Below are 23,857 nucleotides of genomic sequence, written 5' to 3'. Positions count from 1 at the left end.
TGCGGCCGGGCCCCGGTGTTTCGGACAAGCTTTCGTGAGTCGCGCCCGGAGGGGCGTCACATGTTGGGATAGTTCGGCCCGCCGCCACCCATCGGCGTGGTCCAGTTGATGTTCTGCGAGGGGTCCTTGATGTCGCAGGTCTTGCAGTGGACGCAGTTCTGGAAGTTGATCCGGAAGGTTGCGTCATTGCCTTCGCCGAGGACTTCGTAGACGCCAGCGGGGCAGTAGCGCTGGGCGGGTTCGGCATATTTCGGCAGGTTGACCTGGATCGGGATGGACGGGTCCTTCAGCACCAGATGGGCGGGCTGGCCTTCGTCGTGGTTGGTGAAGGAGAAGGCCACATTGGTGAGCCGGTCGAACGAGAGCTTTCCGTCAGGTTTGGGGTAGTCGATCGGTTTGAAGTCCTTGGCGAGGCCCGTCGAGGCGGCGTCGGATTTCTTGTGGCGGAGCGTGCCGAAGGCGGTAAGGCCGAAGGTGTTCAGCCACATGTCGACGCCGCCGCCCATCAGGCTGGCGGTCAGCCCGTAGCGTGACCAGAGCGGTTTGACGTTGCGGACTTTCTTCAGGTCCTTGCCGATGGCGCCGGTGCGGACCTCGGTCTCGTAGGCGGTCAGTTCGTCTTGCGCGCGTCCCGCGGTGATGGCGGCATGGGCAGCCTCGGCGGCGGCCTTGCCGGACAGCATGGCGTTGTGGTTGCCCTTGATGCGGGGGACGTTAACCAGACCGGCGCTGCAGCCGAGGAGGGCCACGCCCGGTGCGACCATCTTGGGGATCGACTGCCAGCCGCCTTCGCTGATCGCCCGCGCGCCATAGGCCACGCGCTTGCCGCCCTTGAGGAGTTCCGCGACCATCGGGTGGTGCTTGAAGCGCTGGAATTCCATGTAGGGGTAGAGGTGGGGGTTTTCGTAGTTCAGGTGGACGACGAAGCCGACGTAGACCTGATTGTTTTCAAGATGATAGATGAAGCTGCCGCCGCCTGCGTTCTTGCCCAGCGGCCAGCCCATCGTGTGGGTGACGGTGCCCTCGCGGTGCTTGGCCGGGTCGATCTCCCAGATTTCCTTCATGCCAAGGCCGAACTTCTGCGGGCAGTGGCCTTTGGAGAGGTCGTACTTGGCGATCACCTGCTTGGCGAGGCTGCCGCGGACGCCTTCGGAGAGGAAGACATACTTGCCGCGCAGTTCCATGCCGGGTTCGTAGGACGGGCCGGGCTCGCGCGTTTCGGGGTCGCGGCCGAATTCGCCCGCGACGACGCCGACGACCTTGTCATCCTCGAAGACGAGTTCCGAGCAGGCCATGCCGGGGAAGATTTCGACGCCTAGCCCTTCGGCCACACCGGCCATCCAGCGGCAGACGTTGGCCATCGAGACGATGTAGTTGCCGTGGTTCGACATCAGCGGCGGCATCGGCCAGTTCGGGATGCGGACCTGACCGGCGGGGCCGAGGAGGTAGAAATTGTCCTCTTTCACCGCGGTCTTGATCGGTGCGTCCATGTTGCGCCAGTCGGGCAGGAGGGCATCGAGTCCCGACGGATCAAGCACTGCACCGGACAGGATATGCGCCCCGACTTCGGAGCCTTTCTCCAGCACCACGACTGACCGCTCCGGGTCCAGTTGCTTCAGCCGGATCGCCGCTGACAGGCCCGCAGGCCCTGCGCCGACGATCACGACGTCATAATCCATCTTCTCGCGCTGAATGGCGGTCATCGCTTGTCCTTCCCCGGGCAGCCCCAGCCTGCCCTGAAACGCTGGCTTTTCGCGGCTTCCCTGTTGCCGCAGGCGCGACCCAAGGTCAACCATGACGCAACATCACGCCAAAGGCGCATCGGGGTGCGAAACAATCTGTCTTCCGGGCGACCGGACGCCGCCTGTCCGCGGCATGCCCCCTTGCAATTCAGGGCTTCATCGGGTGAGGTGACAGCAGCCTAGCCCGAAGTCATGGATCGTGCCTCGATCCGTGACTTCTTCTTTTACTGTGGAATGCCGATGGAAAAGATCCCGATGACCCGGCGTGGGTTCGACGCGCTGGATGCGGAACTGAAGCAGCTGAAGACGGTGGACCGTCCGGCGATCATCCGGGATATCGCCGAAGCCCGCGAGCATGGCGATCTGTCGGAAAACGCCGAATACCATGCAGCGCGCGAAAAACAGGGCTTCATCGAAGGGCGGATCAAGGAGCTGGAAGGCACGTTGTCCCTGGCCGAGGTGATCGACCCATCCAAGCTGTCCGGCGCGATCAAGTTCGGCGCGACCGTCACGCTTGTCGACGAGGACAGCGACGAAGAGAAGACCTACCAGATCGTCGGCGAAGTTGAAGCCGACATCGAGAACGGCCTTCTCAACATGCGCTCGCCCCTGGCGCGGGCCTTGATCGGCAAGGACGAAGGGGACTCGGTCGAGGTGAAGACCCCGGGCGGAATCCGGTCTTATGAAATCCTGTCGATCCGCTACATCTGATCTGGGGGGAAGTTGCCCAGGTGAAACCGGTGATCGAACCGCCCAGAGGTGACAACGGACTTGGGTCCGGCCCCTTGGCGCAGCTGAACGACCAGCCGAGCCGCGGAATGGAGATCGCGGGCGTCGGCCTTAGTCTGGTCTGGGTGATCCTGATCCTGGTCTATGTGCTGGTCACCCCACCGGGCAGCGAGACCCGGACGCTGGGACTGGTCATGACGCTGCTCATGGTCTTTCTGCCGATTGCGCTGATCTGGGCGGTGGTCATTACCTTGCGGTCGATCCGCGAGTTGCGCGCCGAAGCCAAGCGGTTGCAGGCGACGGTGGATGCTATGCGGTCAAGCTATGTGCAGGCACAGGCGCAAGCGCAGCCAGCAGGTCTGAAACCGTCGGTCGAGAAGAAGATCGACGAGATTGCCGCCTCGACCAAGCAGGCGGAAACGGTGCTGGCCACCTTCACCTCGCGCCGGGACGCGGCGCATGTGGTGCCGTCGGCTGATCGCAAGGCCGCGCTGGTGCAGCCCCGGCCCGAGCCTGCGGCGGAAGAACCGACCCTCGCGCTGGGCACCCCGGCCGAGGATTTCCGCCCGCCGTTGTCGGTGGCGCATTTCATCCGGGCGCTGCAGTTCCCGGAAACCCCCGAAGACAAGGAAGGCTTTCGTGCCCTGCGGCTGGCGCTGGAAGACCGGACCTCGTCCAAGTTGATCCGCGCGGCCCAGGACGTGCTGACGCTGCTGAGCCAGGACGGCATCTACATGGACGACCTGCAGCCGGACATGTGCCACCCGGAGCTGTGGCGGCGCTTCGCGGCGGGGGAACGTGGACGGTCCATCGCGGCGCTGGGCGGCATCCGGGATCGGACCTCACTGGCACTGACAGCGGCGCGGATGAAGTCCGACCCGGTGTTCCGGGATGCGGCGCACCATTTCCTGCGGGCCTTCGACAAGACCGTGGCCGTGTTCGAGCCGAATGCCACCGATGCCGAGCTTGCCGATCTGGCCGACACCCGCACCGCGCGGGCCTTCATGCTGTTCGGGCGGGTGACGGGGACGTTCGACTGATCCTGTGGCTCGTGGGACGTTTCCGCTGTCCTGGGCATTTGCAATGGAACGAATTTCCTAATTAACCGGCCAATCACGCGGGGGGATGAAACCCTGTTCCGTTTCGCCTATCTTTGCCGTCAGACAGGATTCCAAGCCAAGCGAGGTTCTCATGGCCATCCGCATCAACGACATCGCCCCAGATTTCACTGCCGAGTCCACTGCCGGAACGATCAAGTTTCATGAGTGGCTGGGCGACAGCTATGGCATCATCTTCAGCCACCCGCGCGACTTTACCCCGGTCTGCACCACGGAATTCGCCGCCGTCGCCCAGCTTGCCCCGGAATGGGCCAAGCGCAAGACCAAGGTCATCGGCGTGTCGGTCGACAGCGTGGAAGACCACGGCAAGTGGAAGCGCGACATCGAGGCCTTTGGTGGCGCCCCGGCGGATTTCCCGATCATCGACGACACCAGCCTGACGGTGGCCAAGGCCTATGACATGCTGCCCGCCGACTATTACCTGCCGACCGAGGGGCGGACCCCGGCGAACTCGGCGACGGTGCGTACGGTCTATATCGTCGGGCCAGACAAGAAGATCCGCCTGTCGATGACCTATCCGATGTCGATCGGGCGGAACTTCGCGGAGATCCTGCGGGCGCTGGACGCGGTGCAGAAGACCGATGGGGTGCCGCTGGCGACTCCGGCGAACTGGGTGCCGGGGCAGGACGTGATCGTGGCGCTGGCGCTGAACAACGACCAGGCCAAGGAGCGGTTTGGCGAGCTGGACATCAAGCTGCCGTATCTGCGCTTCGCGAAGTCCCCGGCTTGAGCGGTTAGCCCGGATTTCGGGCAGACTGCCTGAATTTTGAGCATGATGGGGGTCGGCATCCGGTTGGGGTGCCGACCCTTTCTGTCTTGGGGCGATCCGAATTGCTGGCCCGGAAGCGGGGTCGTTATCTGGGCGCGAGACGGGGGAACCATGCCGCGCGACTTTCAAGCCATCCGCACCCAGAGCCAGCGTGCCTTCGGGCAGGCGTCGGTGCGGCTTGTGGCGGCAGGGCCGGTGACGCGGCTGGCAGACCTGCGGCAGGAGGGCTCGGCCCGGGCGATGCTGCCGCGGTCGACGCCGGAGCGGCCTGAGGTGGTTTTCCTGAACACCTCGGGCGGGCTGACCTCGGGTGACCGGATCGGGTTTGCGCTGGATCTGGCGGAGCGGGCGAAGGTGACGGCCACGACCCAGACGGCCGAAAGGGCCTATCTGGCGCCCGATGAACCGGCGCGTCTGCGCGTGGCGCTAAGCGCTGGGGCGGGTGCGGATCTGGTCTGGCTGCCGCAGGAGACGATTCTGTTCGAAGGCTCGAACCTGGAGCGGGCGACCGAGGTTGAGCTGGGCGACGGGGCGGGCTGTCTGCTGCTGGAGATGGTGGTGCTTGGGCGGCGGGCAATGGGCGAACGGCCCCGGGCAGCCCGATTGGCGGACCGGCGGCGGGTGACGCTGCGGGGGCGGCCCCTGTGGGTGGAACAGCTGCGGCTGGACGCGGGGGCGGTGACGGACAGTGCGGCGGTTCTGGGCGGCGGGTCGGCCTTCGCGACGCTGGCCTTCTGCGGTTCGGGGCGTGAGGCGGCGGTGGACAGCTTGCGCGCAGTGGCGGTGCCGGAGGGTGTCACGGCTGCGGTGTCGGGCTGGAACGGGCGCTGTCTATTGCGGGCGGTGGCGGCAGAGCCCTGGCCCCTGAAGCTTTATCTTGGCGCGGCGATGGCGCGGCTGACGGGCCGACCCCTGCCGCGCGTCTGGCAGATGCAGGGAGTGACCCCATGAACCTGACCCCGCGGGAGAAGGACAAGCTGCTGGTCTCGCTGGCCGCGATGGTCGCCCGGGGCCGGCTGGCGCGCGGCGTCAAGCTGAACCACCCCGAGGCGATCGCGCTGATCACCGATTTCGTCGTCGAAGGCGCGCGGGACGGGCGGAGCGTGTCGGACCTGATGCAGGCCGGCGCCCATGTCATCACCCGCGACCAGTGCATGGCGGGGGTGCCCGAGATGATCCATTCGGTCCAGGTCGAGGCCACCTTTCCCGACGGCACCAAGCTTGTGACCGTCCACCATCCCATCCGTTGAGGTCCAAATGAAACACTCCCTTCTCCTGCTGCTTGCCTCCGCCTCACCCGCCCTTGCTCATCCCGGGGATCACACCACCACCGGCCCGGCGCATTTCCTGACCGAGCCGGACCACCTGGCGCTGATCGCCCTGGCGCTGGTGGTTGTCGTCGGCGTGGTCATCAAGCGTCGGTCGCGGCGATGATCCCGGGGGAGATCCTGGCCGCCGCGGGCGAGATCGAGCTGAACGCGGGTGCGCCGGTCACGGTGCTGATGGTCGCGAATACCGGGGACCGCCCGGTGCAGGTGGGTAGCCACTACCACTTTGCCGAGACGAACCCCGGGCTGGACTTCGACCGCGCAGCAGCACGGGGACAGCGGCTGGACATCCCGGCAGGGACGGCGGTGCGGTTCGAGCCGGGGCAATCGCGCGAGGTGCGGCTTGTTCCGATCCTGGGGCGTCGCCATGTGTATGGGTTCAACGCAGCTGTCATGGGACCGCTGTAGGCTGTTCCAAACACAGCCCTGAAAGGAAACCCCGATGTTCCCGACCCCGATACAGATGATGAGCCTGTCGATCCGCACGGCAACGATGCTGGCCGAAGCTCAGATGGTGATCGGAATGCGCATGCTGGGCATGGCTGGCCTGTGGCGCGTCACCCCGTCAGAAAACGTTCGCATGGTCAGCGAGAAGCTGGACGCCGTGCAGCAGTCAGCCGTCTCTGCCACCCGCGCGGCGATGCAGGGCAAATCGCCCGCCGTCATTGCCGATCATGCCCTGAAACCCATCCGCCGCCGGACCAGCGCGAATGCCAAGCGTCTGGCAAAGCGCGGACCCGGAACCCCCTGAAGGACAGCCAATGGCCCACCGGATTGCCCGCTCAGACTACGCCGCAATGTATGGCCCAACCACGGGTGACCGGGTCCGGCTGGGTGACACCGACCTTATCATCGAGGTTGAACGTGACATGACCACTTACGGCGAGGAGGTCAAGTTCGGCGGGGGCAAGGTGATCCGCGACGGGATGGGGCAAAGCCAGGTGCCTCGGTCAGGCGGGACTGTAGATACAGTCATCACCAACGCGCTGATCGTCGACTGGACGGGTATATACAAGGCCGATGTCGGCCTGCGCGAGGGGTTGATCCATGCCATCGGCAAGGCGGGCAACCCTGACACTCAGCCCGGCGTGACCATCATCATCGGACCGGGGACCGAGGTCATCGCCGGTGAGGGGCGCATCCTGACCGCGGGCGGTATCGACGCCCACATCCACTTCATCGCCCCCGGCCAGATCGAGGACGCGCTGCATTCCGGGATCACCACGATGCTGGGCGGCGGGACCGGACCGGCGCATGGGACATTGGCCACCACCTGTACGCCGGGGCCGTGGCACATCGGGCGGATGCTGCAAGCGCTGGACGCGTTCCCGATCAACTTCGGCCTGTCGGGGAAGGGCAACGCCAGCCGTCCCGAGGCACTGGTCGAGATGGTCAATGCTGGCGCTTGTGCGTTGAAATTGCACGAAGATTGGGGAACGACACCCGCCGCCATCGACTGCTGCCTTTCGGTCGCGGACGACATGGACGTGCAGGTGATGATCCATACCGACACGCTGAACGAGTCGGGCTTTGTCGAGAACACCCTGGCCGCGATCAAGGGCCGCACGATCCACGCCTTCCACACCGAGGGCGCTGGGGGCGGCCATGCCCCGGACATCATCAAGGTGGTCAGCCAGCCGAACGTGCTGCCTTCCTCTACCAACCCGACGATGCCCTACACGGTAAACACCATCGAAGAGCATCTCGACATGCTGATGGTCTGCCACCACCTCGACCGCTCGATCCCCGAGGACGTGGCCTTTGCCGAAAGCCGCATCCGGCGTGAGACCATTGCGGCCGAGGACATCCTGCACGACATGGGGGCGTTCTCGATCATCTCGTCGGACAGTCAGGCGATGGGCCGGGTGGGCGAAGTCATCACCCGCACCTGGCAAACCGCGCACAAGATGAAGCAGCAGCGCGGTCGGCTGAGCGAGGAGACGGGGGACAACGACAACGTTCGGGTGCGCCGCTATGTGGCGAAATACACGATCAACCCGGCGCTGGCGCAGGGGTTCAGCGCGAATGTCGGCAGTATCGAGGTCGGCAAGCGGGCGGATCTGGTGTTGTGGTTGCCTGCGTTCTTTGGCGCCAAGCCCGAGATGGTGCTGGTCGGCGGGTCGATAGCCATGGCGCAGATGGGGGATACCAATGCCAGTATCCCGACGCCGCAGCCGGTGTTCTCACGCCCCATGTTTGGGGCCTTTGGCCGGTCGGTGGAACGGGGGGCGGTACTGTTCGTGAGTGCGGCGGCAGAGGCGGCGGGGGTTGGCGGGCAGCTGGGGCTGCGCAAGGATTTGGTGCCGGTTTCAGGAACGCGGTCGGTGACGAAGGCGGACCTAAAGCTGAACAACGCGATGCCGATGATCGAGGTACATCCGGAGACCTACGAGGTCCGTGCAGACGGTGAGCTGCTGACCTGTGCGCCTGCCACCGAACTTCCCCTTGCCCAACGCTATTTCCTGTACTGACATGGCCTTCCCGCTTCCCGCCCGCACGCATCTGCCAAAAGGTAAATGGCACGGGGCCGCCGCCGCCGTGGTGACACTGTCCTATGACGAACGGTTCCTGCGCCGAAAGCGGCTGATGACCGACGCGGGCGAGCCGGTGATGGTGGACCTGGCGCAAACGACGAACCTGGACCCCGGCGATGCTTTGGAAACCGACGATGGCCGCCGGATCGAGGTGCGCGCGGCGGACGAACCCGTGGTGCGGGTGACGGGGCCGAACCTGGCGCGGCTGGCGTGGCATATCGGGAACCGGCACACGCCGTGCGAGGTGCAAGAGGGCTGGCTGGTGATCCGGCAGGACCATGTGCTTGAGGGCATGCTGGTCGGGCTGGGGGCTAGGCTTGAGCGCGTGATCGGCCCGTTCCACCCGGAAGGCGGGGCCTATGGCCATGGCCGGACGCTGGGGCATGACCACGGGCCGCATGGCTTTCCGCTGGCGCATCATGGCTGAGCTTGACCGCCTGCGCCTGACGCAGATCCTTTCGCCGGCCTTCCCCATCGGGTCCTTCGCGCATTCGCAGGGGTTGGAATGGGCGATTGCTTCGGGTGCCGTGCGGGACGGGGCGGGGATGGAGGCTTGGGTGGCGGCGGTCATCAGCCGTGGCTCGGGCTTTGCCGATGCGGTGTTTCTGTCAATGGGTCGCCAGGCGGGGGCGGATCTTGACCGGCTGGCCGAACTTTACGACGCCTTCGTCCCGGCAGTCGGGCGGCGGCTGGAGGCGGCAGAACTGGCCCGGGGCTTCCGCGCCCTGACCGATGCTTCTGCGCCGGACTTGCCCTATGTGCTTGCTTTAGCTCGTGAAACGGCGTCTCTCGACGTGCCGGAGGTCGAGGTTCTGGGCCTGTATCTACAGGCGCTTGCCGTGCAACTTCTGTCGGTCGCAGTGCGGTTCATGCCTCTGGGGCAGGGCGAGACGCAGCGGATTCTGGCCGCGCTTGCCCCGGTGATCGCGGATGCGGCCCGGCGTGCCTCGGGTGCGGGGGAGGAGGCGCTGTTCACCTTCACCCCCGGTGCGGATATCGCGGCGATGGCGCAGGAACATATGGAAACGAGGATTTTCCGGTCATGACATCGCCCAACGGTCCCCTCCGCGTCGGCATCGGCGGCCCGGTCGGTGCGGGCAAGACCACGCTGACGGCGGCTCTGTCGCGGGTTCTGGCGCCGCAGCTGTCGATGGCGGTCATCACCAACGACATCTACACGCGTGAGGACGCCGAGTTCCTGATGCGGGCGCAGGTTCTGCCGCTGGACCGCATTCGGGGGGTGGAAACCGGGGGCTGCCCGCATACCGCGATCCGCGAGGATGCCAGCATCAACCTGGCGGCGGTGGCGGACTTGCGCGCGGTGCATCCGGCGCTGGACCTGATCCTGATCGAAAGCGGCGGGGACAATCTGGCGGCGACGTTTTCGCCGGAACTGGCGGACCTGACGATTTATGTGATCGACACGGCGGCGGGGCAGGACATCCCGCGCAAGAAGGGGCCGGGGCTGATGCGGTCGGACATTCTTGTGGTGAACAAGACCGACCTTGCGCCTTATGTGGGCGTCGATCTGGAAATGCTGGAATCCGACGCGGCGAAGGCCCGTGCGGGGCGGCCCTTCGTGCTGTCGGACCTGCGCAGCGGCAAGGGGCTGGACCGGATCGTGGGGCTGCTGGCGGAACTGGGAGGGCTGGACGTCCGCGCCTAGCTTTCCAACCTTGGCAAGAGGTAGATCGGCGCGCCAAGCTCAACCTGTTCATACAGCGCCTCAATGTCCGCGTTCGCCAGCCGCACACAGCCATTCGACACCGCCGACCCGATGGTCCAAGGCTCGGGCGTGCCGTGGATGCGCAGGAAGGTGTCGTTGCCCGCCTCGTCGAACAGGTAGATCGCCCGCGCGCCCAAGGGATTGTCCGGCCCGCCCGGCATGCCGTCGGCCCATTTTCCATAATGATCCGGATCGCGCGCGATCATATCGTCCGTGGGCCGCCAGGATGGCCACTCCTTTTTGGCGCCAACGGTGAAAAATCCCGACTCGTACAGGTTGCCGCGCCCAATACCGACCGAATACTGCATGCCCCGCGTTGGGGTCAGCGCAAAGTACAGTGCGAAGTAATCCGGATCAACGATGATCGTGCCGGGGAACTGCTCTTCGGCAAAGCGGACCGGGCGGGGCAGGAACTCCTCGGGCATCACCCAGTCTTCAGCGGTCTGGTGGGCAGAAGCGCGACTGGTCAGGCTGGCGGCGAGGCCGGTCACGATAAAGCTGCGGCGGGTGATGATCATGGACTTGTCCTCTGGTTGCGATCCTTGCGGGGTTGCGGATCACGCGCACCACAAGACATCGTGAGACAAGACGGAAAAGGCCCCGAGGTTTCCCCCGAGGCCTTCACGTTCACGCCATCAGAGGGTCTCAGCCCTCGGCGGGCTCTTCCTTCTTCTCGGTGATTTCCTCACCGGTCTCCTGGTCGACCATCTTCATGCCAAGGCGGACCTTGCCGCGGTCGTCGAAGCCCAGAAGCTTGACCTTGACCTCCTGGCCTTCCTTCAGAAGCTCATTCGGGTGGTTCAGGCGCTTGTTGGCGATCTGGGACACATGCACCAAACCGTCGCGCTTGCCGAAGAAGTTCACGAAGGCGCCGAAGTCGACCAGCTTGACCACCTTGCCGGTGTAGATCTGGCCCTCTTCCGGTTCTGCCACGATCGACCAGATCATGTCGTAGGCCTTCTTGATGGCCTTCTGGTCGTTCGAGGCGATCTTGATCTGGCCGTCGTCGTTGATGTCGACCTTGGCACCAGAAACCTCGACGATCTCGCGGATGACCTTGCCGCCCGAGCCGATCACTTCGCGGATCTTATCGGTCGGGATCTGCATCGTCTCGATCTTCGGGGCGTATTCGCTGAAGCCCTGCGGGGCAGTCAGCGCCTTGGCCATCTCATTCAGGATGTGCAGACGGCCGTCTTTCGCCTGAGCGAGAGCCTGCTTCATGATGTCGGGGGTGATCCCGGCGATCTTGATGTCCATCTGCAGCGAGGTGATGCCAGCCGCGGTGCCCGCGACCTTGAAGTCCATGTCGCCGAGGTGATCCTCGTCGCCCAGGATGTCGGTCAGAACCGCCCAGTCACCGTCCTCTTCCAGCACCAGACCCATCGCGACGCCCGCGACCGGAGCCTTCAGCGGCACGCCCGCGTCCATCATCGACAAGGACCCGCCGCAGACCGAAGCCATGGACGAGGAGCCGTTCGATTCGGTGATCTCCGACACCACGCGAATGGTGTAGGGGAAGTCGGTGGGCGCGGGCAGAACCGCCTGCAGCGCGCGCCAGGCCAGCTTGCCGTGGCCGATCTCACGACGGCCGGGCGAACCCACGCGGCCAACTTCGCCGACCGAGTAGGGCGGGAAGTTGTAGTGCAGGAGGAAGTTCGACCGGTAGTTGCCGTTCAGCGCGTCGATGATCTGCTCATCCTCGCCGGTCCCAAGGGTCGTCACAACGAGGCCCTGGGTTTCACCCCGGGTGAACAGAGCCGAGCCATGCGCACGCGGCAGGACGCCGGTTTCGCAGACGATCGGGCGGACGGTCTTGGTGTCGCGGCCGTCGATCCGGGCGCCTTTCTTGACCACGTCACCGCGCAGAACCGCCGATTCCAGCTTCTTGATCGCCGGATAAAGGTTCGGGTCGGCCTGGTCTTCCTCGCTCATCTTCGCGGTGATCGCGGCGACGGCTGCCTCGATGGCAGTGGTGCGTTCCTGCTTGTCACGCAGCGCAAAGGCGGCGCGCATCAGGCTTTCACCGGCCTTTTTCACCTTGGCGTAGAGGTCCGAGAAATCGGGCGGCGAGAAGTCGTAGGGTTCCTTGGCGGAGGATTCCGCGAAGTCGATGATGAGGTCGATCACCGGCTGCATCTGTTCGTGACCGAACACCACGGCGCCGAGCATTTCCTCTTCCGTCAGCTCGTAAGCCTCGGATTCCACCATCATCACGGCGTCCTTGGTGCCGGCGACGACGAGGTCCAGGCGCTGTTCGGGCTTCATGCGCAGCTGCGTCATGTCGTCCATCGCCGGGTTCAGCACATACTGGCCGTCGACGAAACCGACGCGGGCCGCGCCGATCGGGCCCATGAACGGCACGCCCGAAACGGTCAGGGCGGCGGAGGCCGCAATCATCGCCACGATGTCGGGGTCATTCACCAGGTCGCAGGACAGCACGGTGGCCATGACCAGCACTTCGTTGCGGAAGCCGTCGACGAACAGCGGGCGGATCGGGCGGTCGATCAGACGCGAGGTCAGCGTCTCTTTCTCCGAAGGACGCGCCTCGCGCTTGAAGAAGCCGCCGGGGATCTTGCCGGCTGCGTAGTACTTTTCCTGGTAGTGAACGGTCAGCGGGAAGAAGTCCTGGCCCGGCTTCGCGGATTTCGCGAAGGTCACGTTGGCCATCACCTGGGTTTCGCCCAGCGTCGCGATCACCGACCCATCGGCCTGACGCGCAACTTTCCCGGTTTCCAGAGTGAGCGTTTCATTGCCCCACTGGATCGATTTCTTGGTCACATTGAACATGTATCGTTTCCTCTGAGGACCCGGCCCCTGCCGGTGCCCTCGTTATCCGGCGGCCCCATTGCCGCCCTTCCCCCGTATCCTTTGCATGTGCCCCGGGGGCGGGCCGCACGTCTCAGATGGCGGGGGCCATACAGGAAAACCGTTGCGAATGAAAGAACGGATGCGGGAGCCCGGTCAGAAGATCGCATGCGCCCCGCGGTCATCCGCCACTTCGCCCCGCAGCATGGCAGCGTAGTGGTCCTCCAGCCGGTCGCTGCCGAACTCGGGCGTGGCGTCGGCGTCGAAGGTCTGGGTCGCGGGGTTCCACAGGAGCATCGGTTGCGTGGCGTAGTAGCGGCCGATGCGGGCGAGTTGGGCCTTGGCCCTCAGACGCGGCGACAGGGTGCCGAGAGCGGTGAGGAGGCCGACGATCCCGTGCATCAGTGCAACGGGGACGTGGCGGATGCGGACGGGTTGGCCGGTAAGGCGTTCCAGCATTGCGGCCTGGTCCAAGGGGGTGATCGCGGGACCCGGGCCGCCGATGGGCAGGATGCGGTTGCTCTTGTCGGGGTCGGTCAGGGTGAGGGCAAGGAACCGGCCAAGGTCGGCGTCCGAGATGGGTTTGCAGGCGGTGAGTTTCCCGTCACCGAAGACAAGGAAGGGTTGGCCCTTGGCGACCCGGGGAACCTGGCCCGAGAGGGACTTGAAGAAGGCCGTGGGGCGGACGATGGTCCAGTTGAGCGGTGCAGCCTGCAGTTGGGCCTCGAAGGCGAGCTTCGCGCGCTGGAATTCCAGGAGCGGTTTCTGCACGCAGATGGCGGAGAGGAGGGTGAAGTGGCGGACCCCTGCCGCCACGGCGGCCTTCAGCGCAGCGGAATTGGCGGCATGGTCGACGGCCCAGGCGTCCTGGGGCGCGCCGGTACGCGAGGCGAGGCAGGAAACGACGGCGTCGATGCCGATCATCGCCTCGGGAAAGGCGTCGGGCAGATTTCCCCGGATCACTGTGCAACCAAGCAGGAGATTGGCGTCGGCCTGCGGGCGGATCAGGGCAGTGACGTGGTGACCCTCGGCCCGCAGAGCCTGCGCAGTCGCCCGGCCGATGGTGCCGGTGCCGCCGAGGAGCAGGATGGAAAATGGGGCCATGCTGTCACTCTAGCATGACACTTTCTGTTGACCATCCGTCTTTGCAACCCGCTCCGCAGCGGGCAGCATCCGGATGCCGTCGGTCTGGGCATAGTCCGACCGGGGCAGCCAGTTGTTGATCGTTCGCATCAGGACGGGATCCCCGGTCATGAACAACCGGCCGGAGTCGATCTCGCGCGCGACGGTCGACCGGCCCAGCAACAGGGCGCTCCAGGACATTTTGGTCGTCTCGACAAAAAGATCGACATCAACGTCGGGGATCACAGAGCAGACTTCGGGCGGCGTAGCGGGATCGGCCACAAGCCACCAGGTGGGATACGGTTCGGCCTTGTCGGCGAAATGGAGGCGGATCACCACACGGCGTGCGGGAAGGTGGGCGGGCTTTATCGCCTTGCCGAACTTCCACATCATGTTCGAGAGGTTGGTATTGGACAATGCAACCTCGGCGTCGATATGGCGCTGCGCCCAGATCGAGATGGCATCCATAGCGGGTTCCAGTTCGATGGCCATCTGGGTGCGGATATAGTCGATGCTGCCCTTGGCGCGATCCTCGATCCGTTCTATGAGGCCGACCTTCTCCATCTCGCTTAGACGCTTCGACAGGACCCCGGGAGAAATGTTGCCGACCGCACGGCGGATGTCGCTGAAACGGGTATAGCCGCACCACATCTGGTTGAGGATCAGCAATGTCCAACGCGGCTCGATGATCTCGCAGGCTTTCGAGAGCGCGCAGATCGTACCGTAGGGTTTGGATGGCATGGGTCCGCCTCCTGATGCCGGGATCATACCAAAGGGGTTCCGCTCTGGGCCAGTGCGAAATCCGTAGCGGTCTGCTTTGATCCTAGAACTGGCCGTGGCAGGGCGGCCCGAGTGAAGGTTCAGGTCAGGGAAACCAAATGGCGGAGGTCGGAAATGGACAGAATGGGACGCGCCGGGGGCCTTGCCGGGCATGCGAAGGCGATTGCGCCGTTCATGGCTGGGCTGACCAGATTGGCTGAGTGGGTGCGGCGCCGGCAGATGCGCGCGGCGCTGATTGCGGTCCCGAGGGCGGCGCTGCAAGACATCGGGCTGATGCCGGAGGACGTCGAGGCAGCCTTGGCGTCGCCGCTGACGGTGGATGCTTCCGGCGAACTGGCCGAGGTGGCTGTAGCCCGGGCGACGAATTGGTAATGAAAACGCCCGGCCCCGTATCGCGGAGGCCGGGCGCGGTAACTGTTCGAGACGGGATCAGATCGCCGACTTGATCCAGTTTTCCAGCGCGGCCTTCGGGGCGGCGCCGACCTTGTTCGACACGACCTGGCCGTCCTTGAACATGAACAGGGCCGGAATGCCGCGCACGCCGAGGGTGGCGGGGCTGTCCGGGTTCTCGTCCACGTTGACCTTCACGATCTTGACCTGACCGGCGTACTGGGTGGCCAGTTCCTCAAGCGCCGGGCCGATCTGGCGGCAGGGGCCGCACCATTCGGCCCAGAAATCCACGACGACCGGAATCGGCGACTTGCGGACTTCGGTGTCGAAGGTGGCGTCGGTGACTGCGACGGTGGCAGCGCCCATGATCGTTCTCCTACGGGATTTGTCGGGTAAGGAAGGTATGGAGGCGGGGCGGGAACGTCAAGGGATCGTGGTGCGGGTAAGGGCTGCACTCACGATCTCGGGATCGACGGGCATGAGGCGGGGGGCCTTGGTCCAGAGGATCGCCGTCTCGATCCTCCGGTCGGGGTAGATTTGCGCCAGCATGTGGGCATAGGCGCCAAGCTGGCGGAGGATGCCTTCGGGGACACTTTCGGACCGGTCGGGGACAATGGCATTCGACTTGAAGTCGATGACCAGGATGCGGTCGGGGCCGATGATGAGGCGGTCGATGGAGCCGGTCAGGGTGCGGCCTTGCCAGGGGGCGGTGACGGCGACTTCGGTCAGGCTGTCCGCACCAAAGAGGCGCGACAGGTCGGGATGGCGCAGGACGCTTGTGGCCTCGGCGAGGGCGTCGGCACGATAGGCGCTGTCGGCAATCAGAGCGGCGGCGTGGCTTTCCCAATCCACGGGGTCAAGACCGGGCAGGCGTTCCAGAAGAAGGTGCAATGCAGTGCCCCGGGCGCGGGCCTCGGCCTCGGGCCAGGCGGGTTCGCCGGGCAGGGCCTTGGGACCGCCCAGGTCGGACGGTGACAGGACCTGAGCCGGACGCGGGGCGTCGGGGGCGGGCAGGCTGGTCCATGCGGGAAGGTGCAGCGGGACTGCTGCGACCTTGTCTTGGTGCACGGGGGCGGGCCAGGTGCCAAAGCTGTGCCGGACGATGCCGTCGGTCAGTTCGGTCTGCCCTGCGGCCGCGACGCCATTGCTGATAAGCCGGTGCCAGGTCGTGTCTTTGGTGACCTTTCCTGATCCAGAAGCGACCAGCCAACAGCGGGCGCGGGTCATCGCCACATAGAGGAGCCGCAAGCGTTCGGCAGCGTCCTTCTCGGTCCGCGCTTCGCGTTCGGCGGCAAGCGAGGCTGGGCTTTCTTCCTTGCTGACCTTCCAGACTGCGGGGCCGTTCTGCAGCGGATAGATCTGGTCGCGGTCGGGCGGCGAATAGTCGGCACATTCGGGAAGGATGACGATCTCGGCCTCCAACCCCTTGGCGCCGTGGACGGTCATCACCCGGATCAGGTCGCCCTCGCCGTCCATCTGGCGTTTGACCTCGACATCGTCGGTCTCCATCCAGGTGAGGAAGCCTGTGAGGCTGGGGACTTCTGCCGTCTCGAAGGCAAGGGCCTGGCTGAGCAGTTCGTCGATGCCGTCTTCCGCCTCGGGACCCAGGCGGCCGACCAGTTTGCGGCGGCCGTCGTGGCGGTGCAGGACGCGTTCGATCAGGTCGTAGGGTCGCAGGAAATCGGCCTGGCCGCGCATGTCGTCGAGGAAGGCCTTGGTATCGGTGTGGCCCGGATGGTCGCGCAGGGCCTCCCACAGATAGCCTTTGCGGGGATGGGCGAGGCGGAAAAGCTCGGCCTCGGTCCAGCCGCAGAGGGGCGAGCGCAGGACGGCGGCGAGGGAGAGGTCGTCTTCGGGCGTGTCAAGGAAGGCCAGCAGCGCCGACAGGTCCTTGACGGCAAGCACTCCGCCAAGCTTGAGCCGGTCGGCCCCGGCGATGGGAAGCTTGAGGTCCTTGCAGGCGCGGATGATGTCGTGGAAGACACCCGAGCGGCGCTGGACGAGGATCAGGAAATCGCCATAGCGGATGGGGCGTTCGGTGGGGCCGCCGTCCTTTGGCGCCTGGGGGATCTGCTCGCCGCCTTCGACGCGGTCGCGGATCCATTCGGCGATGTTCCTGGCCAGGCGGATCTGCGGGTCTTCGGAATGGGTGGTGTCGACGGGTTCGTACCAGGGGCCGGGTTCGGGCGTTTCAGCCTTTTCCAGAACGGGCCAGACATCGACCCGTCCGGGAAGCTTGTCGTTGATCGCGATGTGATGCGACCCGCCGCCAAGGGCTGCCTGTTCGGCGGGGGTGAAGGTCTTGTCCACCACGTCAAGGATGGCGCGTGACGACCGGAACGAGTGTTCCAGGACGCTGTCGTTCAGGCCGCGACCTCCGGCCAGACGTGAGCCGAAATGATCGCGCATCTGGTCGAAGGCGGCGACGTCGGCACCCTGGAAGGAATAGATCGACTGCTTCTTGTCGCCGACCACGAACAGCGTCCGGTCGCGCGTGTTCGCGCCTTCCCCGGCGATGAGTTCGGCGGCCAGCGCCTCGATCAGGTCCCACTGTTCGGGGCTGGTGTCCTGCGCCTCGTCGACAAGGATGTGATCGATCCCGCCGTCGAGGCGGTAGAGGACCCAGGCGGCCAGCGAAGGGTTGGTCAGAAGGTCCTTGGCGCGCAGGATCAGGTCATCGAAGTCAAGGAGCCCGCGGGCGGCCTTGCGGCGGTCGTATTCGGGCAGGAAGACGGCGGCGAAGTCATGCAGGGCGAGGGTCTTTTCGGCGGCAGATAGGGCGAGTTCCGTCTGGCGGGCATCGGCCACGCGCTGCATGAAGTCGTCGAAGTCATGGACCAGCGTATCCATCGCTGTCCTGACCTTGCGGGATGGGACCGAGCCAAACTTGGGCTCGGGAATGCGGACATCGCCCTTCTTCAGCAAGAAGGCATCATAAAGGGTTTGAAGATCGGCCCGCGCCGGTCCCTGCCAGTTGATCCCGGCCAGAACCGTCGCAAGGTCCTGCATAGTCGGGGTCGCCGCGCGCAGCAGCGGCAGGGTCTGGGCGATCAGCCAGTCTTCGGTTCCCTTGAACGCAAGCGACAGGAGGTAGGCGTCATCCACGATGTCGGGCAGGCCAAACAGCCGCCAGACCTGATCCCGGGTCAGCGGCTGGGCAAAGCGGGCGCGGTGTCGGGCGATCTCTTCGATCAACTCGCCGAACTTTTCGCCGTTCTGCACCTCGGTCAAGCGACGCACGACCTTGGCGTTCGAGCCGTCGGCCATTTCCTCGACGATCTCTGCGCGCATCAGCTTGCCGGTGCGGTCGTCCATCTCGACAAACCCGGGGGAGACGCCGGCCTCGAGCGGAAAGCGGCGGAGGAGGCTGCCGCAGAAGCTGTGGATCGTCTGGATGCGCAGGCCGCCGGGGGCCTCAATCGCGCGGGCGAACAGCTGGCGGGCACGGGCAAGGCGTTCTGGTGGATTGTCGGGTTCGCCAAGCTTGGCGAGTTCCTCTTGCAACTTCACCTCGGGCATCATCGCCCATTCGCCAAGCCTGCCGAACAGGCGGTTCTGCATCTCGCTGGCGGCGGCCTTGGTGTAGGTCAGGCAGAGGATGTGTTGCGGTTCGACGCCCGACAGCAAAAGGCGGGCAACCCGGTCGGTCAGGACGCGGGTCTTGCCCGATCCGGCATTGGCGGACAGCCAGGTGTTGCTGGCGGGATGCGCGGCGGCGATCTGGCGGGTGAAGGCCTGGGTCATGTCAGGCTTTCAGGGGTCGGGGTGTCGGTCATCTCCCATTCGCCGTAGCGCGAGAGGTGGTCGTAGTCGCTTGCGTCCGTGGTCTTTTCCAGCGCGCGGCGGGCCGTGTAGCCTTGGGTCGGCCGCGCATAGGACGTCATCAGCTTGCCGAACTCGGCCCAGCCGGTGGCGACTTGTCCGGGTTCGAGGGTGATGTCGGACAGCTTCAGCTGGGCCTTGAGGCCCACATAGACCACGCGGGCCACCTCTTCGGGCCCCAGCCCCTTGAACCCGCCGCCTTCGGCCATCGCGGCAAGGAGAAGCAGTTGCTTGTCGAAATGCTCCTGCTGCGCCGGAGACGGCGGATCGCCGGTCTTGTAGTCGATGAGCAGTAGCCGACCATCCGCCAGCCGGTCGATCCGGTCCGGCTTGCCGGTCAGCGTGAAGTCGAGGCCCGGAACCTGCACAGCACCCTTTTCTTCCAGCAGCACGGGTTGGCCGCCAGTCGAGGCGGAGAAGGTGAGGAAGGCGTCGGCGGCCTTGGCGATGCGGCTGCGCCAGATCGTGCGGGCAAGGGGCCAGGCCACGCGGTCAGCGAGGACGGCGTCGGCGATGGACAGCAGCGTTTCGCGCGGACCGCCCCCTTGGCGGAGGAAGATTTCCAGGATCTCGTGCAGCACCACGCCGCGCAGACGCGGGTCGGCTTCGGGGCGCAGCGGGTCGAGCGGTTTCAGCTTGAGAACATGGCGCGCGTAGATGGCATAGGGGTCGCGGATCAGGGTCTTGATCTCGGTCACCGACAGCTTGCGCGGGCGGGCGGCGACCGGGGGGCGGGGTGAGGGGCGCAGGGTCGCATCGACCCTGGGCGGGGCATCGAAGGCCTGAGCCAATTGCAGCCAAGTGTCGCCCCTTTTGCGCATCTCTGCCAGGGCTTCCGGGCCACGTCTGGTCGGAAGACCCGCCATCAGGTTCACCAGCCGGTTCAGCCAGCGTGAGGCGACGGTTTCCGCCTCGCTGCTGCGCTTGGACCGGCTGAGAACGACTTGAGGCGCGGCCACCGCCTGCTGGTAGTCGTGTGCGGACAGGCCGATCCGGCGTTCGGGCAAGAGAAGCCCCGCCTCTTTCCGCATCGCCCGGTTCAGCCAGGGATCGGGCGGTGGTTGCGCGGGCCAGGTTCCGTCGTTGAGGCCACCAAGGATCACGAGGTCGGCGCCTTGAACCCGGCTTTCCAGCGTGCCCCAGATCATTATGCCGGGATGCACGCTTTCGGTTTCGCGCACCTCGTGCCGCTGCAGGACACCGAGGAAGATGCCCGCATAGTCCATCGGCGTCATGTCGCCCGCTGCCGAGGCTTCTTGCTGCAATTCGGCCAGCGCCGTCTGCGCCTCTTCCCCGGCTGCCTTTTGCCAAAGCGCGCTGCTTCCGGACGTGTCGAACCCTGCTGCCAGACGCTCGGTCAGGCGCAGGTGCAGGGCGACGTAATCCGACAGCGATTGCCGCCCAAGCATTTCGTGGCCGCACAGCGTGTCGGCGACGATCCCGGCCCAATCCTCCGCCTGAGACAGACCGGACAGCGTGGCCCAGTGCCGCAGGCTGTCGGCCGTCGGGAAGGCGGGGCCGTTGCGCCGGATGTGAAGCTCCAGCTCGCGGGTCAGGATCAGGTGCGGGCCGCGACCGGCGCCGGTGAAGGCAAGCGGGTGCTTGAGGAGCGCGAGGAGGGCGTCCGACGTCAGCTTCTGTCCAAAGAGCGCCGCGACCTGCCGCATCAGCCGCCCGGGAGCGGAGAGAGCCAGAGGGCGCCCGGCCGAATCGTCGGGGCGGATGCCCCAGCGGTCAAGCGCGGCAGTCACGCGGCGGGTCAGGTTGCGGTCGGGCGAGATGAGGGCCGCGCGGGTGCCATCCTCCGCCGCCTTGCGCAGGACCAGCGCGATGGCAACGGCCTCGGATCGCGGGCTGGGGGCTTCCAGCAACGTCAGCCCCTCGGTGGCATCGACAAGATCGGGCAGATGGGGACCCTCGGCCAGCCATTGATGCGTCGTCGGCGCGGGGCGAAGCGACAAAGAAATGAGCTTGTTCCGCTGGGGGTCGGGCGCGGGGGTGGTGGTCCATGGCTGGACGTCCAGCGGACCGCATCCAAGTAGGTCCATTAGCCTGCGGAACCGGAACTGCGGATGATCCTCGGCGCTAAGCACGTCGTCCATGCCGTCCCAGACTTCTGGCGGAAGATCGAAGTCGTAGCCCGGCAGAACGATTGCGCCCTGCGGCAGCTGAGCGATGGCCTGCATCAGAAGCGCAGTCGTCCCGCGTGACCCGGTCGAGCCTGCAAGGATCACTGGCCCGGGGGGTGGCACTGCGGCCCAGCTGTCGGGCAGGCCCGCGACCACCTGGCGCAGGATCGCCTCGGCATCCGGCGCGTCGCCTGCCAATGCCTCGGACACGATGCCAAGGAAGGCCTGGGTGCGCGCCCAGTGGGCGGAATGGTTGGCGACGTCCAGCGCGGCGATCCGGCCGGGCGTGATGCCTTCGCCCTGCATCTCCTCCATCAATCCGGCGAGGCTGTCGGCCAGTTCATACAGCGCGGCGCGGGGGAAATGCGTGGTTCCGGTGGCCAGAAGGCTGTCGAGGAGAACGGACAGAACCAGCCTGCGCCGAAGGGGCGAGATGGGCTGCGGCAGGGGCAGATTTGCCAGGGTGGCGGCCTCGGTCACCAGAAGGATGCGGGGAAGGAGCCGCGCCCCATAGCCCTGCAGGCATTCCACGACCCGCCGCCGCATGCGCTGAGTGTTCACGATCAGGGTGACCCGGGCCATCGCCTCGGGCGGTTTTCCGGCCATCTGTTCCAGTAGCCCTGCGACCAGTTCGGCGGGAAAATCCACGCCGGGCGGCAGTGCGAAAAGGGAAACAGGCTTAGCCATGCCGGGCATCGTGCAGCAGGCGCTCGGCCTCGGCAATCCCCTCCGGGTGGCCGACATCGCACCAGTCGCCGGGATGCAGGACGCCGAAGGCGGTGCCGGCGGCGATCATCTGGTCCCAGACGCGGTTCAGCGAAAAGACCTCGTCGGGGAAGGCGCGGACGCGGTCTGGGTTGATGATCTGGGCGCCGATGTAGACGTGATCCTCACCCCCGGCCCCGCGCGAGAGGCGGCCTTCGGCATCGACACGGAAATCACCCTTTGGCCCATGCGCGCGGGTGCGGTCCAGCGGCAGGAGGAGGAGAAGCGCCTCCATTCTAGTGTTGTCCCAGGCGACGGCGAGGGTTTGCAGCGGGTTGGCCCCGGTCCAGATGCCATCGCTGTTCAGGATCGCTACCGGCCCGTCGCCAAGGAGCGGCAAGGCGGCCTTGAGGCCCCCGCCGGTTTCCAGAATCCGGTCGGCCTCGTGGCTGATCGTGACGCCGCTGCCCGCCAGATGCGCGGCCATCTGTTCGGCCCGGTAGTGGGTGTTGACGACGATGCGCCCCACGTCGGCCGCAGTGGCGACATCCAGCGCGTGGTCGATCAGCGCCCGCCCCGTGACCGGGATCAGCGGTTTGGGCCGGTCTGCGGTCAGCGCCTTCATCCGGGTGCCGAACCCGGCGGCGAAGAGCATCAGCGGGAAGGGGTAGGCGGGCATTGCGCTTTGATTTTCTGCAGGAGGTCGGGTGTCGGAGCAGGCAGGACCCGGTCGCAGACCGCGCGAAGATCGGCAAGGGCCGGATGTGCGAGGTTGGCTTGCAACTGGCTCCAGACGTGGGGGATCAAGGGCAGGTAGCCGGGCTTGCCTGCCACAAGGCAGAGCCGCGCGAAGACACCCAGAATGCGCAGCGCGCGCTGGGCGCCTAAGGTCGCATAGTGGGCGGCAAAGTCCTGCGGATCGGTTTGCGTTGCTGCGATGAAGCGGGCGATCATGCGGGTTTCGGTTGCCGGGCTGACGTCGCGGCGGGCGTCTTGCAGAAGTGACACCAGATCATAGCCGGGCTGGCCGAGCTGGCCGAGTTGGAAGTCGAGAAGCCCGGTCCGCGCCAGGCTGTCCCGTCCGGGTAGCCAGATCAGGTTCTCGGCGTGGAAGTCGCGCAGGATCAAGACGCGCGGGCCGTCGGCATGGGCCTGCAAGGCTTTGGTCAGGGCGGCGTGGAATTCGGCTGGATCAGGGCGGGTTCCCGACGCCGCAAAGGCGTACCAGTCGAGGGCGAACCCTGCGGCGGTGGCCCAGTCTTCGGCGGTAAGGTTGGGCAGGCCTGAGGGCGGGGCGGCGGCCTGCAGGTGCAAAAGCGTGTCGGTCGCTGCGGCGTAAAGCTGGTCTTCGCGGGTCGGGTCGGCAGCGACCAGACGGGCGAAAAGGTCGTCGCCAAGGTCCTCCAGCAGCAGGAAGCCTTGCGCAAGGTCTTCCGCAAGGATCGCCGGGGCCGAGAGGCCAAGCGCGCGCAGGTGCCGGGCCATGGCGGAAAAGGCCGCGGGGTCGTCGGCGCCTCCGGGCGGGTTGTCCATCAGGACGGCGGTCGCCGCGCCAAGCCGCAACCGTTCGTACCGGCGATCCGAGGCGTCGCCTGCAAGATGCCGCCGCTCCGCCGCTCCCCATCCGGAGCGATGGAGAAATGCTGTCAGATCGTGGGCGCGGTCAGTCATGCGCCAAGGCCCTGGCCAGGCCCGGTCGGCCGCCGGTGACAACGGCCTGTCGACCCTCCCCCTTGGCCTCCAGCCGGATGGTCAGGGCGCCGGCGGGGAGGTGACTGCCAAGGCGGTCGGGCCATTCCACCAGGCAGATTGCGGTCTCGAACGCCTGATCGAGGCCGAGTTCCCAGACTTCGTCCGGATGGGTCAGGCGGTAAAGGTCGGCATGCCAGATTTCGGTGCCGTCATCGTCGTAGACCTGGACCAGAGTGAAGGTCGGCGAGGGGACTTCCTCCGCCTCACCCAGTCGGGCGCGGATGAAGGCGCGGGCGAGGCAGGATTTCCCGGCTCCGATGGGGCCTTCCAGCAGGATCGCATCGCCCGGACCGGCAAGGGTCGCCAGCCTGCGGCCCAACGCCTCGGTCTCGGCGGCGGTCGGAAGCGGGATCGTGACGATTTCGGCGGGGTTGGGCATGACGGGACTGTAGCCGCCCGGATTGCC

The 23,857-nt window shown here is 66.0% G+C and carries 24 protein-coding genes; 13 read left to right on the top strand and 11 right to left on the bottom strand.

The window, feature by feature from the left end; translation table 11 throughout:
• Positions 1-56: 56 nt before the first annotated feature.
• Positions 57-1,703: an electron transfer flavoprotein-ubiquinone oxidoreductase gene (locus E8M84_RS01305; protein WP_137109372.1), complete on the bottom strand. Its 1,647-nt coding sequence runs from the start codon at positions 1,701-1,703 to the stop codon at positions 57-59.
• A gap of 279 nt (positions 1,704-1,982) precedes the next feature.
• Here E8M84_RS01305 and greA point away from each other — a divergent pair, with 279 nt between their 5' ends.
• The 12 genes from greA (at position 1,983) to ureG (ending at position 9,886) form a co-directional block, all read left to right on the top strand.
• Complete coding sequence (gene greA / locus E8M84_RS01300) at positions 1,983-2,453, top strand: transcription elongation factor GreA (RefSeq protein WP_137110790.1); 471 nt, start codon at positions 1,983-1,985, stop codon at positions 2,451-2,453.
• Positions 2,454-2,482: 29 nt separating this feature from the next.
• Positions 2,483-3,511, top strand: coding sequence for a hypothetical protein (locus tag E8M84_RS01295; protein ID WP_240790255.1), 1,029 nt, complete (start codon positions 2,483-2,485; stop codon positions 3,509-3,511).
• 151 nt (positions 3,512-3,662) lie between these two features.
• The gene (locus E8M84_RS01290) at positions 3,663-4,319 is read left to right on the top strand and encodes a peroxiredoxin (RefSeq protein ID WP_137109370.1); all 657 of its coding nucleotides are present in this window, start codon (positions 3,663-3,665) and stop codon (positions 4,317-4,319) included.
• A 150-nt stretch (positions 4,320-4,469) separates the two neighbouring features.
• Positions 4,470-5,309, top strand: coding sequence for an urease accessory protein UreD (locus tag E8M84_RS01285; RefSeq protein WP_170971815.1), 840 nt, complete (start codon positions 4,470-4,472; stop codon positions 5,307-5,309).
• Positions 5,306-5,608 (top strand): urease subunit gamma, encoded by a 303-nt coding sequence (locus tag E8M84_RS01280; RefSeq protein ID WP_137109368.1) that lies wholly within the window; start codon positions 5,306-5,308, stop codon positions 5,606-5,608. The genes E8M84_RS01285 and E8M84_RS01280 overlap by 4 nt, the downstream gene beginning before the upstream one ends.
• 7 nt (positions 5,609-5,615) lie before the next feature.
• Positions 5,616-5,792 carry a hypothetical protein gene (locus tag E8M84_RS21360; protein WP_170971814.1) on the top strand — a complete coding sequence of 59 codons (177 nt, stop codon included), beginning with the start codon at positions 5,616-5,618 and terminating at the stop codon, positions 5,790-5,792.
• Complete coding sequence (locus E8M84_RS01275) at positions 5,789-6,094, top strand: urease subunit beta (RefSeq protein WP_137109367.1); 306 nt, start codon at positions 5,789-5,791, stop codon at positions 6,092-6,094. Before E8M84_RS21360 ends, E8M84_RS01275 begins: the two co-directional genes overlap by 4 nt.
• A 34-nt stretch (positions 6,095-6,128) precedes the next feature.
• Positions 6,129-6,437 carry an antifreeze protein gene (locus tag E8M84_RS01270; protein WP_137109366.1) on the top strand — a complete coding sequence of 103 codons (309 nt, stop codon included), beginning with the start codon at positions 6,129-6,131 and terminating at the stop codon, positions 6,435-6,437.
• Positions 6,438-6,447: 10 nt separating this feature from the next.
• On the top strand, positions 6,448-8,157 hold the full coding sequence (ureC, locus tag E8M84_RS01265; RefSeq protein WP_137109365.1) for an urease subunit alpha: 1,710 nt from the start codon (positions 6,448-6,450) through the stop codon (positions 8,155-8,157).
• 1 nt (position 8,158) lies between these two features.
• Positions 8,159-8,647, top strand: a complete 489-nt coding sequence (locus E8M84_RS01260; RefSeq protein WP_137109364.1) for an urease accessory protein UreE — start codon at positions 8,159-8,161, stop codon at positions 8,645-8,647.
• Positions 8,604-9,266 (top strand): urease accessory protein UreF, encoded by a 663-nt coding sequence (locus E8M84_RS01255; RefSeq protein ID WP_170971813.1) that lies wholly within the window; start codon positions 8,604-8,606, stop codon positions 9,264-9,266. Before E8M84_RS01260 ends, E8M84_RS01255 begins: the two co-directional genes overlap by 44 nt.
• Entirely contained in the window at positions 9,263-9,886 is a 624-nt protein-coding gene (gene ureG, locus E8M84_RS01250; RefSeq protein WP_137109362.1) for an urease accessory protein UreG, read from the top strand. The genes E8M84_RS01255 and ureG overlap by 4 nt, the downstream gene beginning before the upstream one ends.
• Here the strand turns inward: ureG and E8M84_RS01245 are convergent.
• From E8M84_RS01245 to E8M84_RS01230, 4 genes are all read right to left on the bottom strand, one after another.
• Positions 9,883-10,464 carry a L,D-transpeptidase gene (locus E8M84_RS01245; RefSeq protein WP_137109361.1) on the bottom strand — a complete coding sequence of 194 codons (582 nt, stop codon included), beginning with the start codon at positions 10,462-10,464 and terminating at the stop codon, positions 9,883-9,885. The two genes, ureG and E8M84_RS01245, sit on opposite strands and share 4 nt — an antisense overlap.
• 127 nt (positions 10,465-10,591) lie before the next feature.
• The gene (gene pnp, locus E8M84_RS01240; RefSeq protein ID WP_137109360.1) at positions 10,592-12,733 is read right to left on the bottom strand and encodes a polyribonucleotide nucleotidyltransferase; all 2,142 of its coding nucleotides are present in this window, start codon (positions 12,731-12,733) and stop codon (positions 10,592-10,594) included.
• 174 nt (positions 12,734-12,907) lie between these two features.
• Positions 12,908-13,855 (bottom strand): NAD(P)H-binding protein, encoded by a 948-nt coding sequence (locus tag E8M84_RS01235; RefSeq protein ID WP_137109359.1) that lies wholly within the window; start codon positions 13,853-13,855, stop codon positions 12,908-12,910.
• 9 nt (positions 13,856-13,864) lie between these two features.
• Complete coding sequence (locus tag E8M84_RS01230) at positions 13,865-14,614, bottom strand: winged helix-turn-helix transcriptional regulator (protein ID WP_170971812.1); 750 nt, start codon at positions 14,612-14,614, stop codon at positions 13,865-13,867.
• 153 nt (positions 14,615-14,767) lie between these two features.
• On the opposite strand from E8M84_RS01230, the gene E8M84_RS01225 reads away from it, so the two are divergent.
• A complete protein-coding gene (locus E8M84_RS01225; RefSeq protein ID WP_170971811.1) occupies positions 14,768-15,025 on the top strand; it encodes a hypothetical protein in 258 nt (85 codons plus the stop codon).
• Between the two features lie 57 nt (positions 15,026-15,082).
• On the opposite strand, the gene trxA is transcribed toward E8M84_RS01225, so the two are convergent.
• From trxA to tsaE, 6 genes are read right to left on the bottom strand one after another with little or no spacing between them, the layout of a single operon-like run.
• Positions 15,083-15,409: a thioredoxin gene (trxA, locus tag E8M84_RS01220; protein WP_137109356.1), complete on the bottom strand. Its 327-nt coding sequence runs from the start codon at positions 15,407-15,409 to the stop codon at positions 15,083-15,085.
• A 57-nt stretch (positions 15,410-15,466) separates the two neighbouring features.
• On the bottom strand, positions 15,467-18,787 hold the full coding sequence (addA, locus tag E8M84_RS01215) for a double-strand break repair helicase AddA (RefSeq protein WP_137109355.1): 3,321 nt from the start codon (positions 18,785-18,787) through the stop codon (positions 15,467-15,469).
• The gene (addB, locus tag E8M84_RS01210; protein ID WP_137109354.1) at positions 18,784-21,681 is read right to left on the bottom strand and encodes a double-strand break repair protein AddB; all 2,898 of its coding nucleotides are present in this window, start codon (positions 21,679-21,681) and stop codon (positions 18,784-18,786) included. Before addB ends, addA begins: the two co-directional genes overlap by 4 nt.
• The gene (locus E8M84_RS01205) at positions 21,674-22,378 is read right to left on the bottom strand and encodes a nucleotidyltransferase family protein (RefSeq protein WP_137109353.1); all 705 of its coding nucleotides are present in this window, start codon (positions 22,376-22,378) and stop codon (positions 21,674-21,676) included. The genes addB and E8M84_RS01205 overlap by 8 nt, the downstream gene beginning before the upstream one ends.
• Entirely contained in the window at positions 22,354-23,370 is a 1,017-nt protein-coding gene (locus E8M84_RS01200) for an aminoglycoside phosphotransferase family protein (protein WP_137109352.1), read from the bottom strand. The genes E8M84_RS01205 and E8M84_RS01200 overlap by 25 nt, the downstream gene beginning before the upstream one ends.
• Positions 23,363-23,830 carry a tRNA (adenosine(37)-N6)-threonylcarbamoyltransferase complex ATPase subunit type 1 TsaE gene (gene tsaE / locus E8M84_RS01195; RefSeq protein WP_137109351.1) on the bottom strand — a complete coding sequence of 156 codons (468 nt, stop codon included), beginning with the start codon at positions 23,828-23,830 and terminating at the stop codon, positions 23,363-23,365. The genes E8M84_RS01200 and tsaE overlap by 8 nt, the downstream gene beginning before the upstream one ends.
• Positions 23,831-23,857 lie beyond the last annotated feature (27 nt).

It is taken from the genome of Rhodobacter sp. SY28-1 (assembly GCF_005222785.1).
Classification (GTDB): domain Bacteria; phylum Pseudomonadota; class Alphaproteobacteria; order Rhodobacterales; family Rhodobacteraceae; genus Tabrizicola.
The sequence above is the reverse complement of the archived record's forward strand: the minus strand, read 5'-3'. Positions and strand labels throughout refer to the sequence as shown.

Excerpts from the sequence above, each read along its gene's own strand:
- E8M84_RS01305 (WP_137109372.1), bottom strand. The coding sequence starts at position 1,703 with ATGACCGCCATTCAGCGCGAGAAGATGGATTATGACGTCGTGATCGTC.
- greA (WP_137110790.1), top strand. The coding sequence starts at position 1,983 with ATGGAAAAGATCCCGATGACCCGGCGTGGGTTCGACGCGCTGGATGCG.
- E8M84_RS01290 (WP_137109370.1), top strand. The coding sequence starts at position 3,663 with ATGGCCATCCGCATCAACGACATCGCCCCAGATTTCACTGCCGAGTCC.
- E8M84_RS01285 (WP_170971815.1), top strand. The coding sequence starts at position 4,470 with ATGCCGCGCGACTTTCAAGCCATCCGCACCCAGAGCCAGCGTGCCTTC.
- E8M84_RS01280 (WP_137109368.1), top strand. The coding sequence starts at position 5,306 with ATGAACCTGACCCCGCGGGAGAAGGACAAGCTGCTGGTCTCGCTGGCC.
- E8M84_RS21360 (WP_170971814.1), top strand. The coding sequence starts at position 5,616 with ATGAAACACTCCCTTCTCCTGCTGCTTGCCTCCGCCTCACCCGCCCTT.
- E8M84_RS01275 (WP_137109367.1), top strand. The coding sequence starts at position 5,789 with ATGATCCCGGGGGAGATCCTGGCCGCCGCGGGCGAGATCGAGCTGAAC.
- E8M84_RS01270 (WP_137109366.1), top strand. The coding sequence starts at position 6,129 with ATGTTCCCGACCCCGATACAGATGATGAGCCTGTCGATCCGCACGGCA.
- ureC (WP_137109365.1), top strand. The coding sequence starts at position 6,448 with ATGGCCCACCGGATTGCCCGCTCAGACTACGCCGCAATGTATGGCCCA.
- E8M84_RS01260 (WP_137109364.1), top strand. The coding sequence starts at position 8,159 with ATGGCCTTCCCGCTTCCCGCCCGCACGCATCTGCCAAAAGGTAAATGG.
- E8M84_RS01255 (WP_170971813.1), top strand. The coding sequence starts at position 8,604 with ATGACCACGGGCCGCATGGCTTTCCGCTGGCGCATCATGGCTGAGCTT.
- ureG (WP_137109362.1), top strand. The coding sequence starts at position 9,263 with ATGACATCGCCCAACGGTCCCCTCCGCGTCGGCATCGGCGGCCCGGTC.
- E8M84_RS01245 (WP_137109361.1), bottom strand. The coding sequence starts at position 10,464 with ATGATCATCACCCGCCGCAGCTTTATCGTGACCGGCCTCGCCGCCAGC.
- pnp (WP_137109360.1), bottom strand. The coding sequence starts at position 12,733 with ATGTTCAATGTGACCAAGAAATCGATCCAGTGGGGCAATGAAACGCTC.
- E8M84_RS01235 (WP_137109359.1), bottom strand. The coding sequence starts at position 13,855 with ATGGCCCCATTTTCCATCCTGCTCCTCGGCGGCACCGGCACCATCGGC.
- E8M84_RS01230 (WP_170971812.1), bottom strand. The coding sequence starts at position 14,614 with ATGCCATCCAAACCCTACGGTACGATCTGCGCGCTCTCGAAAGCCTGC.
- E8M84_RS01225 (WP_170971811.1), top strand. The coding sequence starts at position 14,768 with ATGGACAGAATGGGACGCGCCGGGGGCCTTGCCGGGCATGCGAAGGCG.
- trxA (WP_137109356.1), bottom strand. The coding sequence starts at position 15,409 with ATGGGCGCTGCCACCGTCGCAGTCACCGACGCCACCTTCGACACCGAA.
- addA (WP_137109355.1), bottom strand. The coding sequence starts at position 18,787 with ATGACCCAGGCCTTCACCCGCCAGATCGCCGCCGCGCATCCCGCCAGC.
- addB (WP_137109354.1), bottom strand. The coding sequence starts at position 21,681 with ATGGCTAAGCCTGTTTCCCTTTTCGCACTGCCGCCCGGCGTGGATTTT.
- E8M84_RS01205 (WP_137109353.1), bottom strand. The coding sequence starts at position 22,378 with ATGCCCGCCTACCCCTTCCCGCTGATGCTCTTCGCCGCCGGGTTCGGC.
- E8M84_RS01200 (WP_137109352.1), bottom strand. The coding sequence starts at position 23,370 with ATGACTGACCGCGCCCACGATCTGACAGCATTTCTCCATCGCTCCGGA.
- tsaE (WP_137109351.1), bottom strand. The coding sequence starts at position 23,830 with ATGCCCAACCCCGCCGAAATCGTCACGATCCCGCTTCCGACCGCCGCC.